Origin of the sequence: Pseudomonas sp. FSL R10-0399 (assembly GCF_009600165.1) — a bacterium.
GTDB lineage: Bacteria > Pseudomonadota > Gammaproteobacteria > Pseudomonadales > Pseudomonadaceae > Aquipseudomonas > Aquipseudomonas helleri.
The window spans coordinates 24456-41132 of the sequence record NZ_WIWK01000028.1 but is presented as its reverse complement, the minus strand read 5'-3'; the positions used below and the strand labels follow the sequence as shown (position 1 = coordinate 41132).

Below are 16677 nucleotides of genomic sequence, written 5' to 3'. Positions count from 1 at the left end.
AGACAAGCTCGCTCCTACAGAGGGGATTTGGGCCGTGTTTATGGATCCCGGTTTGACTCAAGCCCTCTACTGTCCCAATCTTGCACTTCATACGCACGACTGTTACTGGATTTTGCATGTCTCAGCCTCGCCGTTACCTGGTTGTAAGCCTTCTGTCTGCTCTGATCGCAGTGGGCCTTTGGTATTGGATGCGCCCTGCTCCGGGCACCGCGCCGTCAAACACGATCAATCACAGCTATTCGTCCGCCCTGGAACAAGCCCATAACGGGCAGCCGGGGGCCGCCAGGGTGCTGTATCAGCAACTGGCACGCACTGATCTTTCCGATATTCGCCGCGCCAGCCTGCATGCCGAGCTGCCTAACTACCCGAGCCCGCAAGCACTGAAGCTGGCCGATGCCGACTTGCAAAACCCGTCACCGCTGGTGCGCAAGGCCGCGATACAAAGTATTTCGGGGCTGGTGCCCAATGCTCAGCGCACGTTGCTGCTTGGCCCGCTGCTGGATGATCCCGAGCAAAGCGTGCGTTTCGCCGCCGCCAGCGCGCTGCTGGGCTTGTCTCCTGATGAGCAAGGTCTGTATTTCGGCCCGCTGCAGCAAGTCATCGACGAGTACGAGCGCACGCTCAAGACACAACCCGACGACCCGCAGGCCCAAGGCCAGCTCGCACGTTTGTATTTGCATGAAGGGCAACTGGACGAGGCGCAGGCAGCACTTGAGAAATTCCTGGCGCTGGATCCGGAGAATCTCAAGGCTGTGGTGGCGCAGATTGATCTGCTGGATAAACGCGGCAAAACCGATCAGGCCCGTGAACTGCTGGCCAATCAGCTTAAAGCCCACCCCGACTCCGCGTACCTGCAACACGCGCTGGGGATTTGGTTGCTCAATCACGGGCAAACCGAATACGCGTTGTTGGGGCTGGCCAAAGCCGTTGAGCTGGAGCCGGACAACAGCGAGTACCGCTATAAGCTCGCCATTGCCTTGCATGAACTGGAGCAACTGGAACCGGCGCAGCGTCAGCTGGAAGAGTTGCTGCAACGCCAGCCCGCCAATCGCAAGGCGCGTCTGTTGTTGATTCGCTACTGGAAAGAGGCCGGTCAACTACAGAATGTACAGGTGCTGCTGGCGCAACTGGAGCAGCTAAACCCTGACGATCCAGCGCTGCAACAAGGGTTGTAGGCGCGCTGCGCGCAAGCTGCAAGCGATTAGGCGAGCAGTTTCTGGATTTGTGCTTGCAAGGTGTCGAGGTCGAAGGGTTTGGCCAAAATCGGGGCTGTGAGGGTGATCGGGCTGCCGGTGTCACGGATTTCTGCCGGATAACCGCTGATAAAAATCACCTTCAGGTCCGGTCGCAGCTTCACAGCGGGCTCGGCAATCTGCACGCCTGATATGCCGCCCGGCAAACGGAAGTCCGTAACCATAAGGTCCAGGTGCGGTTTGGTGGCTAAAATCGCAAACGCCTGCTCGCCGTTTTCGGCCTGCAATACCCGGTAGCCTTCGCCTGACAGGTAAGCACTGAGGATCATCAGGATCGATGGATCGTCCTCGACAATCAAAACAACATCTTGCGCATCTTCACTCATGGAAAACCTTAATCCGAACTTTGCTGCCATTACGACCGCAGCCACGGCCATAGGTTGCGACCAATTTATGTCTTTTGTACCAGCGGCAGGCAGACTTTGAACAAAGCGCCCTCTCCTAACTCACTGTGTACTTCTATTTTGCCACTATGGGCCGCAACAATCTGTTCCGAAATAAATAAGCCCAAGCCCAAGCCCGAAACAACATGGCTGCCAGCTACCCGTTCAAATTGCTGGAAAATCCGCTGCTGATTCTCCTGGCTAATGCCAATACCCTGATCACGTACTTGCACCACGGCATACCCCTCTTCGCTGTACACCGCCACATCAATTGGCTTCTGTGCACCATAACGCAGGGCGTTGGTCAGCAAGTTGGAAATCACCTGCTCGATCCTGAATTCATCCCACTGCCCCACCACCGGCTGCGCCGCACTGAAGCTGATGCTCGCTTGCGCTGCACTGATCTGGGGCGAAAACACCTCAAGCAAATTGGCAACCAACTGCGACAGATCAAATTCCGACGGCCTGATTGACAGCTTGCCCGTGCGAATCCGTGATACGTCCAGCATGTCTTCAATCAGCCGAATCAGGCTTTGGATCTGCCGCTCGTCGCGGTCAACCATGGCCTCCAGCTTGTCCTTTGTGAAAGCTGCCGTGTTGTCCCGCGCCAAGTGCATCTTGCGCAGCTGGGTTTCGAGGATCAGCCCGTTCAGCGGCGTGCGGACCTCATGGGAGACAATCGACATAAAGTCGTCACGCATGCGCACCGCATGCTCCAGTTCAACCTGTGTCTGTTGCAATTGCGCGAGCAGCACTTCTTGCTCGCGACGGCTTCGCTCAAGCGCTTCGACCTGTCGTTGCACCGCTTTGCTTTGCCGGTACAGGTCGACAAATACGTTGACCTTGCTTTTAACCGCATGAATGTCCAAAGGCTTATGCAAGAAGTCGACCGCCCCGCTCTCATACCCTTTGAACGCGTAGTTCATCTCCCGACCGGCGGCACTGACGAACACTATCGGAATATTTTTGGTGCGATCGGTCCCGCGCATCATCTCGGCCAACTCAAAGCCGTTCATGCCCGGCATCTGCACGTCCAGAATCGCCATTGCAAACTCATGTTGCAGCAACAACGAAAGCGCCTCGTCCGCAGACAGCGCTTTATAGACGATTCGGTCATCGCGTTTGATCAAGGCTTCCAGCGCCAACAGATTCTCTGGCAAATCGTCGACGATCAGCAGCTTGGCTTGAATATCACTTAGTGGCATTCGATTCGTTCCAGCTCAACAAGCAAACGGGCAATACCCTTCAAACTCAGGATGCGGTCCGGTTGGCAACGCTCCAGCGCCGCAAGCGGCATGGTGGGTACCCAGGCTTCTTCAGGGTCCTGGACGACCGTCAGGCCGCCCAGCTGTTTGACCGTGGCCAGCCCCTGCGCACCATCCTGATTGGCGCCTGTGAGTAATATCGCAGCCAGGGTGTCTTGGTACACATCGGCTGCGGATTCAAAAAGGTAATCAATCGAGGGGCGTGAATAATGCACCCGCTCCTCTCGACTCAATGAAAAACTGTGATCGTGCTCCACCGACACGTGGTAACCCGGCGCCGCGAAATACAACGTGCCCGGCGCAATCGGCTCTTTGTCCTCTACTTCCTTGACCGGTATTGCTAAACGACGGTCAAACACAGAGGCCAATTGGCTGCGTCGTTCGTCGGGCATGTGCAACACGACGATGATCGGTAGCCTGAAACCGGGCTTCATATCAGCAAAGATCGCCAGCAATGCCTCGACGCCCCCTGCAGAAGCCCCAACAACGATGGCCTGAACAGGGCGCAGTCCGGCGATTGCGATGTCTTGGACTGTCATAGCTTGCGATAGATCCGTTCTTGCTTGAGCAAAGGCGAAAATTGTTTGCTGTAATCGGAAAAATCCAGGGTTTCTTTGCTACCCAGCATCAAGAAGCCCCGATGACAGAGCGACTCCGCGAACAAACCAAACGCCCTGTTTTGTAGGTTTTTATTGAAGTAAATCAATACGTTACGGCACGAAATTAAATTGGTTTCTGAGAATACACTGTCTGTCGCCAGACTGTGATCGGCAAAGGTCACGTTTTCACGCAGGCTCTTGTCAAAAATCGCGTAGTCATAAGCCGCCGTGTAGTAATCGGCAAATGAGCGCTGCCCCCCGGCCTTTTGGTAGTTGTGGGTGTAGGCACGAACGTTTTCCAGCGAAAAGATCCCTTGCTTGGCTTTTTCAAGCGAGCGCGGGTTGATGTCAGTGGCATAAATGATGGTGCGATCGAGTAGCCCTTCCTCACGCAGCAAGATCGCCATCGAGTACACCTCTTCGCCGGTACTGCACCCCGCGACCCAGATTTTCAGCGACGGATAGGTCTTGAGAATCGGCACTACCTCCTGGCGAATGGCCAGGAAGTGCTCAGGGTCACGAAACATTTCACTCACCGGAATCGTCAGCAGTTGCAGCAACTGCATGAACACGGCCGGATCATGCAGTACCCGCTCCTGCAAGGCCGAGATGGTCTTGCAGTCGAACTGGCGCACTGCATGCAGCACCCGACGCTTGATCGATGCGCCTGAGTAGTCTCGAAAGTCATAGCTGTACTTGAGGTAGATCGCCTCAATCAGCAGCCGTATCTCGATGTCGGTGTTTCGTAGCACTTAGAGTCGTTCCATTTTCGGTAGCCAGACCCGGATCAACGAAAACAGTCGATCCAGATCAATCGGTTTAGCCAGGTAATCGTTGGAACCCGCTTGCAGGCAGCGTTCCTGATCGTCTTTCATCGCCTTGGCCGTAACTGCAATGATCGGCAGCTTGCGCCAGCGCGGGTTCTTGCGAATTTCAATGGTGGCCTCATAGCCATCCATCTCCGGCATCATCACGTCCATCAGCACCAGGTCGATGTCGTCGACCTCATTCAAACGCTCGATGGCCTCGCGACCATTACGCCCGATGACGACGATTGCGCCCTTGTGCTCCAGCGCGCTGGTGAGGGCGAAAATATTTCGCACGTCGTCATCAACCAGCAGAATCTTGCGCCCTTCGAATACTTTGTCTCGGCTGCGTGCCGTCTTGAGCATCGTTTGACGCTCATGGGACAACTGAGATTCAACTTTGTGCAGAAATAATGTCACTTCGTCCAGCAAACGCTCAGGCGAACGGGCGCCCTTGATGATGATCGAACGTGAGTATTTACGCAGTTCGGCCTCTTCGTCGCGGGTCAGGTTGCGCCCGGTGTAGACAATAACGGGCGGGAACGAGCAAATGTCTTCGGTAGACATACGCTTGAGCAGGTCGTTGCCCAGCATGTCCGGGAGCTTGAGGTCGATGATCATGCAGTCGTAGATGTTACTGCGCAGCAGATCAAGCGCCTCTTGAGCGAAGCCAACGGCGGTGATTTCAATGTCATCGTCGCCGATCAGGCGGGAAATACTGTCGCGTTGCAGGTCATCGTCTTCGACCAGCAATATCCGTTTGACCTTCTGCGTGAGTTTGGCTTCAAGGCGGGCGAAAACATCCTTGAGTTCCTCGCGGGTGGTCGGTTTGACCGCGTAACCCACGGCGCCCATGTGCATGGCGGCTTCGACACGGTCTTCGACAGAAATCACGTGCACCGGGATATGGCGAGTAGCGGCCAGGGCTTTCAAGCGCTGCAATACGGTCAACCCGGAGTGATCGGGCAAGCGCATGTCGAGCAGAATGGCGTCCGGAATAAACTGCGCCGCCAGGCTGAAGCCTTCGTCAGCACCGTGGGCGACCAGGCAGCGATAGCCCAGTTCGTGAGCCAGATCGTAGAGGATGTGCGCAAAGTTCGGCTCATCTTCAATCACAAGAATGCAGCGCGTACTGAATGGCGCTTGTTCGCGGTCGTCCATGAAGCGCGGGATATTCAGCGGCACATCCGGCGCCTGTACCGGCAACGCCTTGCCAGGCAATGTCTGTGGCACGCGCGGAGCATTGACGGGAGCCTCTACAGGCAGTTCGGCGTCTTCGACGAACTGTACGGGCATGATCAAGGTGAAGACACTGCCCTGCCCCGGCTCGCTGCTGACACTGATAGAGCCGCCGAGCAAGGTCGCCAGATCCCGCGAGATCGACAAGCCGAGGCCGGTGCCGCCATAACGGCGGTTGGTGGTGCCATCTGCCTGACGGAACGCTTCGAAAATGCTCTCTTGCTGCTCGGCCGCAATGCCGATGCCGGAGTCTTCGACAGCAAATGCAATGGCATTGCCCGGATGACGCGACACCGTCAGGCTGACCCGGCCTTTTTCAGTGAACTTGACCGCGTTGGACAGCAGGTTCTTGAGAATTTGCTCCAGACGCTGGCTGTCTGTGTAGATCAACGCGGGGGTGCCAGGCTGCAAGTCGACGCGCAACTCCAGCGACTTGTCACTGGCCAACGGCTGGAACACCCCGCGTATGCCATCGAGCATCCGCGCCACGCTGGTGTTTTCGGGGCGCACCTCAAGCTTGCCGGCTTCGACCTTGGATATATCCAGAATGTCGTTGATCAGGTTGAGCAAATCGTTGCCTGCCGAATAGATCGATTCGGCAAATTTGACTTGCTCACCCGTGAGGTTCTGCTGCGGGTTCTCCGACAACAGTTTGGCCAGAATCAGCGAGCTGTTAAGCGGTGTTCGCAGCTCATGGGACATGTTGGCGAGAAATTCCGACTTGTACTTGCTCGAACGCATCAACTCATCGGCACGCTCTTCGAGCTGCTCCTGAGCCTGGTTCAGCTCGGTATTCTTGCGGTCCATGGCATCACGCTGCTCTGCCAGGGCCTCGTTGGTCTGTTCGAGCTCTGCTTGCTGCGCCTCAAGGCTGGTCTGCGACTCTTTAAGAATGCGCGACTGCTCTTCCAGCTCTTCGTTGGCGGTCTTGAGCTCTTCTTGCTGCACTTGCAGTTCTTCATTGAGCTGCTGGGTCTCTGCCAGCACTTCTTGCAGGCGCTGGCGGTAACGCGCGGCCTCAATCGAGGTGCCGATGTTGTCTGCGATCAAGTCGAACAGCTCAATGTCACGGTCTTCCAGCGGGCGAAGAAAGCCCAGCTCAATCACCCCGTTTACCCGGTCATCGTCGCTGGTCGGCACCACCAGCACACTGCGAGGCGCGCCCTCACCCAGCCCGGAGCTGACTTTGAAGCAGTAGTCCGACGGCACATCGTCCAGACGGATCAACTGATCCTGGAACGCGGCTTGCCCAACAATGCCTTCGTCATTGTGAATCACCTCGTTGCGCGCTTCTTGCTCACGAGAGAATCCATAGCTGGCGATGCGGCGCAAGCCGCCGTGATCTTCACGCACATACACTGCGGCAACGACCGTGCCCAGGTACTGCGCGCAGAACTGCAGGATATTGCGGCCCAGCATGTTCAGCGTGAGGCGGCCAAGCACCTGCTCGGCCAGTTCGGTCTGCCCGTTACGCAGCCAGGCTTGTCGTTCAAGACGCTCAGCAGCCTTAACCTGCAACTCGAAGTTGTTTTGGTAACTCTTTGAAAGATTGAGTAAATCTCTGCGGCCGACATATGCCAAAAAGCCGCTCAGGCCCAACACGAAAAGCAAGTAAAGCCCGACGCAGACGAAAGTAGTCGTACTGGCTTCGTTATTGCGAGCCACCCGCAACTGTTGCTCCAGCTGGATGAAATCGTCATATTCCTGACGGATCTGGTCAGTCAGGCTTTTGCCCCTGCCAGACTGAACCGCCGCACGGTAATCGCCACTCTGACGGCGCAAATCGACCATGGACTGGGCATAAGCAGCCCATTCGTTCTGCAACGCCGCAATGCGCTTGAGACGATCAACTTGCTGGGGGTTATCACTGACCAGTTCTTGCAACCCTTGGATCTGCGCAAGTACTTGCGGTTTGGCCACCGCGTAAGGGTCAAGAAAATGCTCATCGCCGGTAATCAGAAACCCGCGCATGCCGGTTTCCAGATCAACTGTCAGTCTGATCGCTTCATTGGTGTTGCTGATGACACGGTCGCTATGTTCGACCCATTTAAGGACTGACAGCAAATAGCTGATCATCACCACGAACAGCACTGCACTCATCACACCGACTGCCAAAGGCAAACCAACGTTACGACTCAGCAGTTTGCGAAAACTTTGCTCGTCAATGGATGCAGGTGAGTTCATTTGTCTGGCCTGTGGACATAAAAATTAGTGAGAGTTTGAAGTAATACCGCGAAATAGTTCAGCTTTCTTGCACCTTAGTAGGATTTTTCTTACAAAAAACCGTACTTTGCTGGTGCTCAAGGCTATTCTTACCGGCCAGATGCCAGCGTGAAGGGTCCTGGATTTAAATTTTTATCGAGATCATGAATATGTCCGCAACGCCCTCCACCATTCTTGTAGTCGAAGACGACGCCATTGTTCGTATGCTGATCGTTGACGTGCTTGAAGAGTTGGAGTTCAACGTGCTTGAAGCCGATGGCAGCGAGTGCGCAATGGCATTTCTTGAAGACAAAGGCCAGTGCATTGACTTGATGATGACCGATGTCGGGCTACCCGGCATGGACGGTCATGCACTGGCTTGCAAAGCCCGTGAACTGTACCAGCAACTGCCCATTCTGTTTGCCAGCGGCTACGCCGAGACCCTCACTGTGCCTGAGGGCATGGCCGTCATTGGCAAGCCCTTCTCTATTGATCAGTTGCGCGTCAAGGTAAAGAGCATGTTGGTCCAGCCGCAAAGTTGACAGGCCAAACGCACCTCAACAACACTGCGCACCTCGTTTTGGCTCTGGAACAGTGATGCCGACTGCCACACACACCGCTTGCGCGATTATTGGCCTGGGATGCCGCCAGGGGTGCACTTGCGATGATTTATTGGCATTGGTTGAGCAATCTCTCGACAAGGCCGGGCTCACATTAGGCGCTGTCCAGGGCATCGCCAGCATCGACCTCAAGCGAGAAGAACCGGGACTTATCGAACTCTGCAGGCGGCTGAACCTGCCTTTTAATGTGTTCAACGCGGATCAGCTTGCCCCCTATGCCTCACAGCTCAGTCAGCGCTCCAAGGTTGTTTTCGAGCAAACCGGGTGCTGGGGTGTGGCCGAAAGTGCCGCATTGGCACTGGCCGAACAGCTGGGTGGCGCAGGCGCAACACTGCTTGTGACACGCCAGGCGTCCTCAGTGGCAACCTTTGCATTGGCCTGCACAGGGCAAATAACGCGATAATCCCCCGCCTCACTATGAGCGTTCTTCACGAACGGCTCTATTTAGACCTTTTCAGAGACTGCCATGACTGTTTACTTCATCGGTGCCGGGCCCGGCGACCCAGAGCTGATTACCGTCAAAGGCCAGCGTTTGATCCGTACCTGCCCGGTGATTATTTATGCCGGCTCGCTGGTGCCCACTGCCGTACTGGACGGCAATGGCGCTGAGCAGATCATCAACAGCGCTGAACTGCACCTTGAGCAAATCATCGATCTGATAAAAAGCGCCGACGCCAAAGGTCAGGACGTGGCCCGCGTGCACTCGGGTGATCCGAGCCTGTATGGCGCCATTGGCGAGCAAATTCGCTGCCTGCGTGAGCTGGGCATCGCCTTTGAAATCATTCCGGGCGTGACCGCCACCGCAGCATGCGCCGCCATTCTGGGCGCCGAGCTGACGCTGCCGGACATCTCGCAAACAGTGATCCTGACCCGTTACGCGGAAAAAACCGTAATGCCGCCTGGTGAGGAACTGGCCAGCCTGGCGCAGCACGGCGCGACCATGGCGATTCACTTAGGGGTTAAAAACCTTGAAAGCATCGTTCGCGAACTGCAGCCGCATTACGGCAGCGACTGCCCGATTGCCGTGATTCACCGCGCCAGTTGGCCGGACCAGGATTGGGTACAAGGCACCCTTGAGGACATTCAGGCCAAAGTACAGGCCAAGGGATTCAGGCGCACCGCGTTGATTTTGGTCGGCCGGGTACTGGCCAGTGACAACTTTACCGAGTCCTCGCTATACCGGGCCGGGCATGCGCATTTGTATCGACCCTAAGAACCCAAACCTGTAGGAGCGAGCTTGCCTCGCGATCTTTTAAGATCAAATGATCGCGAGGCAAGCTCGCTCCTACAAAAAAAGGCATAAAAAAACGGTGCTCACGGGGCACCGTTTTTTTATTCACGTCGCAGCGAACACCCTGTTACTGATCACTCAGTAGTAGGCGTTTTCTTTCTGCGAGTGGTCGGTCACGTCACGCACACCCTTAAGCTCGGGCACGCGCTCAAGCAAGGTGCGCTCAATGCCTTCGCGCAGGGTTACGTCTGCCTGGCCGCAGCCCTGGCAGCCGCCACCGAACTTGAGCACGGCAATCCCGTCTTCAACCACTTCGATCAAGCTGACCTGACCACCGTGGCTCGCCAAACCGGGGTTGATCTCGGTTTGCAGGTAGTAGTTGATACGCTCGTTGATCGGGCTATCAGCGTTAACCATTGGCACTTTGGCGTTCGGCGCCTTGATGGTCAGTTGGCCACCCATGCGGTCTGTAGCGTAATCCACCACCGCATCGTCGAGGAACGCTTCGCTGAACGAATCGATCCAGGCCGTGAAACTCTTCAGGCCAATGGCAGTATCTTCAGGCTTCACTTCATTGGGCTTGCAGTAGGCTATGCAAGTTTCAGCGTACTGGGTGCCCGGCTGGGTGATAAAGACGCGAATGCCGATACCCGGGGTGTTCTGCTTGGACAGCAGATCAGCCAGGTAATCGTGGGCGGCGTCGGTAATCGTTATGGCGCTCATGGAATCTCCTCGCAGACATGGGGGGCAGTTTACGCCAATCGGCGCGCCTGACAAAGTCCTAGTGTTTTTGTCAGGCAATCTGCCCTCTCTTGTTAAGTTATTACCGGCCGCATTACAGGTTTTCGTAGCGATTCATGTCCAAAACACCCGCTTCAACCGGATCGGTCTCATTGATGTACTCGCCAATATCATGGAAGTACTCCCAGAACTGCGGGTTGCTGCGGCGAACGCCCCACCGCTCGACGATAGCCTCGAAGCTTTTCTGATCTTTGGATTGCTCCATCGCTTCGACAAACGCCTCAACATCAGCGGCCAGAATGTTGAACATGAAGTTCGGGTAACTGCTGAGCACGCCCGGGAAAATAGTTAACGTGTCCAGCCCGGGTTGCAAGCGGTAGGCCTCGCCGAGCATAAAGGCCACGTTGCTGTGGGCACGGTTGCGCAACATGCTGTACATCTCGCGGTCACCGTTGTTGCCTTCAATGCGCAGCATGGTCGCTTCCGGCAATTGATTGATGACCGCCAGCCCCGCTGCCGGACGCGCAGTCAGACGGCTGAGTGATTGCTCGGCGAACTGGAACTCCTGTGCAATATCAGGTCGCGAGCAATAAGCGCCGGTGCAACGGTTAATCGGATCCGGGTTGGCATTCAAGGTGCCGGCGCGGTCAATCAACTTGAGGGCAAAGTCACGCTTGGGATCAGTCGGGTCGAGGATCATGCCGGTTGGCGTGCTGGTGTCGATTTTTTCGTAATCCAGCCACATCTTGATCTTGCCGCTGTTCTGGTACCAGTCACTGAGGATGCTGGCGCGCGAATCTGCCGGCATCAGGCGCAAAAAGTTGGCCTCAGCACCGTTACGGATCAAGTCAAAGTACAACCGCGTCTGAGCCTGATGCGAAACGTTGCCGAACACATCAAAGTTGACCGCCAACTGATAGTAGGTGCGCTCGAGCAGCGGGAAGTCGAACAGCCACATCGTCTGCGGCACTTCACCGATCAAGCCCTTGGTGACACTGGCGCTGTCAAAGTGACGGAAGATCGTCAGCAGCGCATTGTCATTGCCCGCCCACAGCGTTGCCCAACTCGGAGGTGGCATGTCCGCGTATGCATCTTGACGCAGCTTTACGTATTCATTGCGCTTGTCACGGAAGCTGTGCCACAGCGAGAGCACACTGCCGACGTCATCGTTCTGCCCCGGCATCGCCAGCAACGGCGTTGCTTCGCCACGATAGGCGGCATCCGTGATATAGCGGTCATGGGCTGGCTCCTGGAACAGCGCCCAGAAGTTGTCCCGGATCACGTCCGTGGCAATTTGCCCGCGGCACACCGGCCCGCGAATAAAGGTGCGTACAAAATACTCGGCGTTATCGAGCATGAACTGATAACGCGCCACGGCCGGGATCGCTTCAAAGGTTTCAAACGGGTTGGCGCGACTGCGCGGCCCGTAACCCGGCAGCGAGGTGGCATGCCAGTCGCCGCTGTAGAACAGTTGCTTGACCCGCTCGAGCTTTTGCTTGCCCATCGTGTAGGTGATGTGGGTTTTGTGCACGATCACGCCTTGTACCGGCATTAACCGGTAATAGAACGTGGTGCCCGGATCATCATTTGGACGGCGGGTAGCGATCAGGTCAATCGGCTGACCGCTCGGCGTGCGCGAACGCACCCACTGGAAGAAATGCCCAGGCACGCCGTTGTCAAAATACGTATGGGCAAGGAACAAGTGTTCGAACAGCCAGCGCCCGACCAACGCCTCTGTTGAGCCCGGACGATTGAGCAGCGCTTCCCATTCGGCAATTTGCGCGGCTTCGCCTGCGCTGGGTTTGATAGCGTGCTGATCAACCGGTGCGCCTTGCTTTAGCCAGGTCTGCACGGTTTGGTATTGCTTGTCGGTGAGGCCGGTTACGGCCAGGGGCATGCCTTCTTTAGGGTGCTTTTGGGCGTAGGCATCGAACTCGCCCGGCGCCGGGCAAGAGTTCTCTCGGTTCAGCCCAAGGACGATTTCTTCTGGCAACTTGGCATTGGGCGTCAGTGGCGTGTTATGGCCCAGCTCAAGCATCCGTTCCATCAAGGCCGCTTGCGCACCTTGCGCATCGAGCACCGAGTAAAAGCCTTTGCGGCGCCATTCATCCGGGCCGCTGGCATCGTAGAAAATCCGCGTAGGTGCAACCGGTGTCGTGCGGTCACCTTTATAGACAGGTACTTTACTGGCACCGCGGGTCGCGCCCTCGGCGCTGCCCAGGTTGAGCTGGCAGGCTGCGTCGTTGCACGCATGGCAGGCAACGCATTTTTCGGTAAGGATCGGCTGTATGTCCCGTGTGTAGGATATAGCCGGACTCGCCAGCGGGGCTTGTCCCAGCGCTGTACTACACACCACCAGCGTCACGGCGCCGGTGAGTAGGCGAAAAAACATGTGCCATTGTCCTGATATTGAAATGTCGCGATTCTACCCGTGCTACACGCCTTCCAACATGAGCTGAATTCATGCAAATCTTCCGGCGCTCAAATTAGGCGCAGGTTTGTTATGATTTGCCATCTTTTGCATGGCTCTAACAGGTAGTCCTATGTCTGACCGCAGCGCTCGTATCCAAGCACTTCAGCAAGCCCTCAAAGAGCGCATTCTGATTCTCGATGGCGGCATGGGTACTATGATCCAAAGCTACCGCCTTGAGGAACACGACTATCGTGGCACGCGTTTTGCCGATTGGCCGAGCGATGTCAAAGGCAACAACGACCTTTTGGTCATCACTCGCCCGGATGTCATTGGCTCGATAGAAAAAGCCTACCTGGATGCCGGTGCCGACATTCTCGAAACCAACACCTTCAACGCCACCCAGGTTTCCCAGGCCGACTACGGCATGCAGGCCATCGCCTACGAGCTAAACGTAGAAGGCGCACGCCTTGCTCGCAAGGTAGCCGACGCCAAGACCCTCGAAACCCCGGACAAACCACGTTTTGTTGCCGGCGTGCTCGGTCCGACCAGCCGTACCTGTTCGCTATCGCCAGACGTCAACAACCCCGGCTATCGCAACGTCACCTTTGATGAACTGGTGGAAAACTACACCGAGGCCACCAAGGGCCTGATCGAAGGCGGTGCCGACCTGATCCTGATCGAGACCATTTTCGACACCTTGAATGCCAAGGCAGCGATCTTCGCCGTGCAAGGCGTGTTCGAAGAGCTGGGCTTTGAGCTGCCGATCATGATCTCCGGCACCATCACTGATGCTTCCGGCCGCACGCTGTCGGGCCAGACCACCGAAGCGTTCTGGAACTCCGTGAGCCATGCCAAACCGATTTCGGTGGGTTTGAACTGCGCATTGGGCGCCAGTGAACTGCGCCCGTACCTCGAGGAGTTGTCGAACAAGGCCGACACCCACGTCTCGGCTCACCCCAACGCGGGTTTGCCAAACGAGTTCGGCGAGTACGATGAACTGCCGGCACAAACCGCCAAGGTGATTGAAGAGTTCGCCCAAAGTGGCTTTTTGAACATTGTCGGAGGTTGCTGCGGTACCACGCCGGGCCACATCCAGGCCATCGCCAATGCTGTGGCCGGTTACGCGCCGCGCCAGATTCCGGACATCCCGAAGGCTTGCCGCCTGTCGGGCCTTGAGCCGTTCACCATTGATCGCAGTTCGTTATTCGTCAACGTCGGCGAACGTACCAACATCACCGGCTCTGCGCGCTTTGCCCGCCTGATCCGTGAAGACAACTACACCGAAGCCCTTGAAGTGGCCCTGCAACAAGTTGAAGCCGGTGCGCAGATCATCGACATCAACATGGACGAAGGCATGCTGGATTCGAAGAAGGCGATGATCACCTTCCTCAACCTGATTGCCGGCGAGCCGGATATCTCCCGCGTACCGATCATGATCGACTCCTCCAAGTGGGACGTGATTGAAGCGGGCCTCAAATGCATTCAGGGCAAAGGCATCGTCAACTCGATCAGCATGAAAGAAGGCGTCGAGCAGTTCATTCACCACGCCAAACTGTGCAAGCGCTACGGCGCTGCCGTGGTGGTGATGGCTTTTGACGAAGCGGGCCAAGCTGACACCGAAGCACGCAAAAAAGAGATCTGCAAACGCTCCTACGACATTCTGGTCAATGAAGTCGGCTTCCCGCCGCAAGACATCATCTTCGACCCGAACATCTTCGCCGTGGCCACCGGCATTGAAGAGCACAACAACTATGCAGTGGACTTCATCAACGCCTGCGCCTACATCCGCGATGAACTGCCGTATGCCCTGACCTCGGGCGGTGTGTCCAACGTATCGTTCTCGTTCCGTGGCAACAACCCGGTGCGTGAGGCGATCCACTCGGTGTTCCTGCTGTACGCCATTCGCAGCGGCCTGACCATGGGTATCGTTAACGCCGGGCAACTGGAAATCTACGACCAGATCCCGGTGGAACTGCGCGATGCCGTCGAAGACGTGGTGCTCAACCGCACCCCGGAGGCCACGGACAACCTGTTGGCGATTGCCGACAAGTACAAGGGCGATGGCAGTGTCAAAGAGGCCGAGACCGAGGAATGGCGCAGCTGGGACGTCAATAAGCGTCTGGAGCACGCACTGGTCAAGGGCATCACCACGCACATCGTCGAAGACACCGAAGAATCGCGCCTGTCCTTCAGCCGCCCGATTGAGGTGATTGAAGGTCCCCTGATGTCCGGCATGAACATCGTCGGCGACCTGTTTGGCGCGGGCAAAATGTTCTTGCCGCAGGTGGTGAAGTCCGCCCGCGTGATGAAACAGGCGGTGGCCCACCTGATTCCGTTTATCGAGCTGGAAAAAGGCGACAAGCCAGAAGCCAAGGGCAAGATCCTCATGGCCACGGTGAAAGGCGATGTGCATGACATCGGCAAGAACATCGTGGGTGTGGTGCTGGGTTGTAACGGCTACGACATCGTTGACCTGGGCGTTATGGTGCCTGCGGAAAAAATCCTGCAAGTGGCCAAAGAACAGAAATGCGACATCATCGGCTTGTCCGGCTTGATTACCCCATCGCTGGATGAAATGGTGCACGTGGCCCGTGAAATGCAGCGCCAGGACTTCCATCTGCCGCTGATGATCGGCGGCGCCACGACCTCCAAGGCGCACACTGCGGTCAAGATCGAACCCAAGTATCAAAATGATGCCGTGGTTTACGTCACCGACGCCTCACGGGCCGTGGGCGTGGCTACCCAACTGCTGTCCAAGGAACTCAAGGCCGGTTTTGTCGAGAAAACCCGCGAAGAATACGTTGAGGTGCGCGAACGTACGGCAAACCGCAGCGCCCGCACTGAACGCTTGAGCTATGCCGCATCGATTGCCAAGAAGCCGCAGTTCGACTGGGCCACCTACCAGCCGGTGAAACCGACGTTCACGGGCGCCAAGGTGCTGGACAATATCGACCTCAAAGTACTGGCTGAGTACATCGACTGGACGCCGTTCTTTATCTCTTGGGACCTGGCCGGCAAGTTCCCGCGCATCCTCGACGACGAAGTGGTCGGCGAAGCGGCAAGAGCGTTGTACGCCGACGCGCAAGAGATGCTGAAAAAGCTGATTGATGAAAAGCTGATCAGTGCGCGGGCGGTCTTTGGTTTCTGGCCTGCCAACCAGGTTAACGATGACGATCTGGAGCTCTACGGTGACGACGGCAAGCCTTTGGCCAAGCTGCATCACCTGCGCCAACAAATCATCAAGACCGATGGCAAACCAAACTTCTCGCTGGCCGACTTTGTTGCGCCAAAAGACAGCGGTGTGATCGACTACGTGGGCGGCTTTATCACCACCGCGGGGATCGGCGCCGAAGAAGTGGCCAAGGCCTACCAGGATGCAGGCGACGACTACAACTCGATCATGGTCAAAGCCCTGGCCGACCGCTTGGCCGAGGCTTGCGCCGAGTGGCTGCACCAACAAGTGCGAACAAACTACTGGGGCTATGCCAAGGATGAGCACCTGGACAACGAGGCCTTGATCAAAGAGCAGTACAGCGGCATCCGCCCTGCTCCCGGCTACCCGGCGTGCCCGGACCACACTGAAAAAGCGACGTTGTTTGCCTTGCTGGACCCTGAAGCACAAGAAATGCGTGCAGGCCAGAGCGGCGTGTTCCTGACCGAGCACTACGCAATGTTCCCGGCAGCAGCGGTAAGCGGCTGGTACTTCGCGCACCCGCAAGCGCAGTACTTTGCTGTAGGTAAAGTCGACAAGGACCAGATCGACAGCTACACCGCGCGTAAAGGTCAGGACCTGAACGTGACCGAACGCTGGCTGGCGCCTAACCTCGGCTACGACAACTAAGTAAAAACCCTGTAGGAGCGAGCTTGCCTCGCGATCTTTTAAACAATCAAAAGATCGCGAGGCAAGCTCGCGCCTACAAAGGGA

The 16677-nt window shown here is 56.6% G+C and carries 12 protein-coding genes; 5 read left to right on the top strand and 7 right to left on the bottom strand.

What is annotated here, in order from left to right; all coding sequences use genetic code 11:
* Nucleotides 1-116: 116 nt before the first annotated feature.
* Nucleotides 117-1175: a lipopolysaccharide assembly protein LapB gene (locus GHO41_RS10755; RefSeq protein ID WP_153389696.1), complete on the top strand. Its 1059-nt coding sequence runs from the start codon at nt 117-119 to the stop codon at nt 1173-1175.
* Between the two features lie 26 nt (nt 1176-1201).
* On the opposite strand, the gene GHO41_RS10750 is transcribed toward GHO41_RS10755, so the two are convergent.
* The 5 genes from GHO41_RS10750 to GHO41_RS10730 form a co-directional block, all read right to left on the bottom strand.
* Complete coding sequence (locus tag GHO41_RS10750) at nt 1202-1579, bottom strand: response regulator (RefSeq protein WP_048373356.1); 378 nt, start codon at nt 1577-1579, stop codon at nt 1202-1204.
* 65 nt (nt 1580-1644) lie between these two features.
* Nucleotides 1645-2841, bottom strand: a complete 1197-nt coding sequence (locus tag GHO41_RS10745) for a hybrid sensor histidine kinase/response regulator (RefSeq protein ID WP_153433546.1) — start codon at nt 2839-2841, stop codon at nt 1645-1647.
* Nucleotides 2832-3440 carry a chemotaxis protein CheB gene (locus GHO41_RS10740; protein WP_153433545.1) on the bottom strand — a complete coding sequence of 203 codons (609 nt, stop codon included), beginning with the start codon at nt 3438-3440 and terminating at the stop codon, nt 2832-2834. Before GHO41_RS10740 ends, GHO41_RS10745 begins: the two co-directional genes overlap by 10 nt.
* Complete coding sequence (locus GHO41_RS10735; RefSeq protein WP_371928893.1) at nt 3437-4252, bottom strand: protein-glutamate O-methyltransferase CheR; 816 nt, start codon at nt 4250-4252, stop codon at nt 3437-3439. The genes GHO41_RS10740 and GHO41_RS10735 overlap by 4 nt, the downstream gene beginning before the upstream one ends.
* Nucleotides 4253-7729, bottom strand: coding sequence for a response regulator (locus GHO41_RS10730; RefSeq protein ID WP_153433544.1), 3477 nt, complete (start codon nt 7727-7729; stop codon nt 4253-4255).
* Nucleotides 7730-7917: 188 nt separating this feature from the next.
* On the opposite strand from GHO41_RS10730, the gene GHO41_RS10725 reads away from it, so the two are divergent.
* The 3 genes from GHO41_RS10725 (at nt 7918) to cobM (ending at nt 9580) form a co-directional block, all read left to right on the top strand.
* Nucleotides 7918-8289, top strand: coding sequence for a response regulator (locus GHO41_RS10725; RefSeq protein ID WP_153433543.1), 372 nt, complete (start codon nt 7918-7920; stop codon nt 8287-8289).
* A 55-nt stretch (nt 8290-8344) separates the two neighbouring features.
* Nucleotides 8345-8770, top strand: coding sequence for a cobalamin biosynthesis protein (locus tag GHO41_RS10720; protein ID WP_048373366.1), 426 nt, complete (start codon nt 8345-8347; stop codon nt 8768-8770).
* Between the two features lie 63 nt (nt 8771-8833).
* Nucleotides 8834-9580 carry a precorrin-4 C(11)-methyltransferase gene (gene cobM, locus GHO41_RS10715; RefSeq protein WP_153433542.1) on the top strand — a complete coding sequence of 249 codons (747 nt, stop codon included), beginning with the start codon at nt 8834-8836 and terminating at the stop codon, nt 9578-9580.
* A 156-nt stretch (nt 9581-9736) separates the two neighbouring features.
* On the opposite strand, the gene nfuA is transcribed toward cobM, so the two are convergent.
* Both nfuA and GHO41_RS10705 read right to left on the bottom strand, forming a co-directional pair.
* On the bottom strand, nt 9737-10321 hold the full coding sequence (gene nfuA, locus GHO41_RS10710; protein ID WP_153433541.1) for a Fe-S biogenesis protein NfuA: 585 nt from the start codon (nt 10319-10321) through the stop codon (nt 9737-9739).
* 112 nt (nt 10322-10433) lie between these two features.
* Nucleotides 10434-12731: a fatty acid cis/trans isomerase gene (locus GHO41_RS10705; protein ID WP_153433540.1), complete on the bottom strand. Its 2298-nt coding sequence runs from the start codon at nt 12729-12731 to the stop codon at nt 10434-10436.
* Between the two features lie 151 nt (nt 12732-12882).
* Between GHO41_RS10705 and metH the strand changes: the two genes are divergently transcribed.
* The gene (metH, locus tag GHO41_RS10700) at nt 12883-16593 is read left to right on the top strand and encodes a methionine synthase (RefSeq protein ID WP_153433539.1); all 3711 of its coding nucleotides are present in this window, start codon (nt 12883-12885) and stop codon (nt 16591-16593) included.
* Nucleotides 16594-16677: the final 84 nt, after the last annotated feature.

What these genes read in the sequence shown, in the direction of transcription:
- GHO41_RS10745 (WP_153433546.1), bottom strand. Translation starts at nt 2,841, where the DNA reads ATGCCACTAAGTGATATTCAAGCCAAGCTGCTGATCGTCGACGATTTG.
- GHO41_RS10750 (WP_048373356.1), bottom strand. Translation starts at nt 1,579, where the DNA reads ATGAGTGAAGATGCGCAAGATGTTGTTTTGATTGTCGAGGACGATCCA.
- GHO41_RS10730 (WP_153433544.1), bottom strand. Translation starts at nt 7,729, where the DNA reads ATGAACTCACCTGCATCCATTGACGAGCAAAGTTTTCGCAAACTGCTG.
- metH (WP_153433539.1), top strand. Translation starts at nt 12,883, where the DNA reads ATGTCTGACCGCAGCGCTCGTATCCAAGCACTTCAGCAAGCCCTCAAA.
- GHO41_RS10725 (WP_153433543.1), top strand. Translation starts at nt 7,918, where the DNA reads ATGTCCGCAACGCCCTCCACCATTCTTGTAGTCGAAGACGACGCCATT.
- nfuA (WP_153433541.1), bottom strand. Translation starts at nt 10,321, where the DNA reads ATGAGCGCCATAACGATTACCGACGCCGCCCACGATTACCTGGCTGAT.
- GHO41_RS10740 (WP_153433545.1), bottom strand. Translation starts at nt 3,440, where the DNA reads ATGACAGTCCAAGACATCGCAATCGCCGGACTGCGCCCTGTTCAGGCC.
- cobM (WP_153433542.1), top strand. Translation starts at nt 8,834, where the DNA reads ATGACTGTTTACTTCATCGGTGCCGGGCCCGGCGACCCAGAGCTGATT.
- GHO41_RS10720 (WP_048373366.1), top strand. Translation starts at nt 8,345, where the DNA reads ATGCCGACTGCCACACACACCGCTTGCGCGATTATTGGCCTGGGATGC.
- GHO41_RS10755 (WP_153389696.1), top strand. Translation starts at nt 117, where the DNA reads ATGTCTCAGCCTCGCCGTTACCTGGTTGTAAGCCTTCTGTCTGCTCTG.
- GHO41_RS10705 (WP_153433540.1), bottom strand. Translation starts at nt 12,731, where the DNA reads ATGTTTTTTCGCCTACTCACCGGCGCCGTGACGCTGGTGGTGTGTAGT.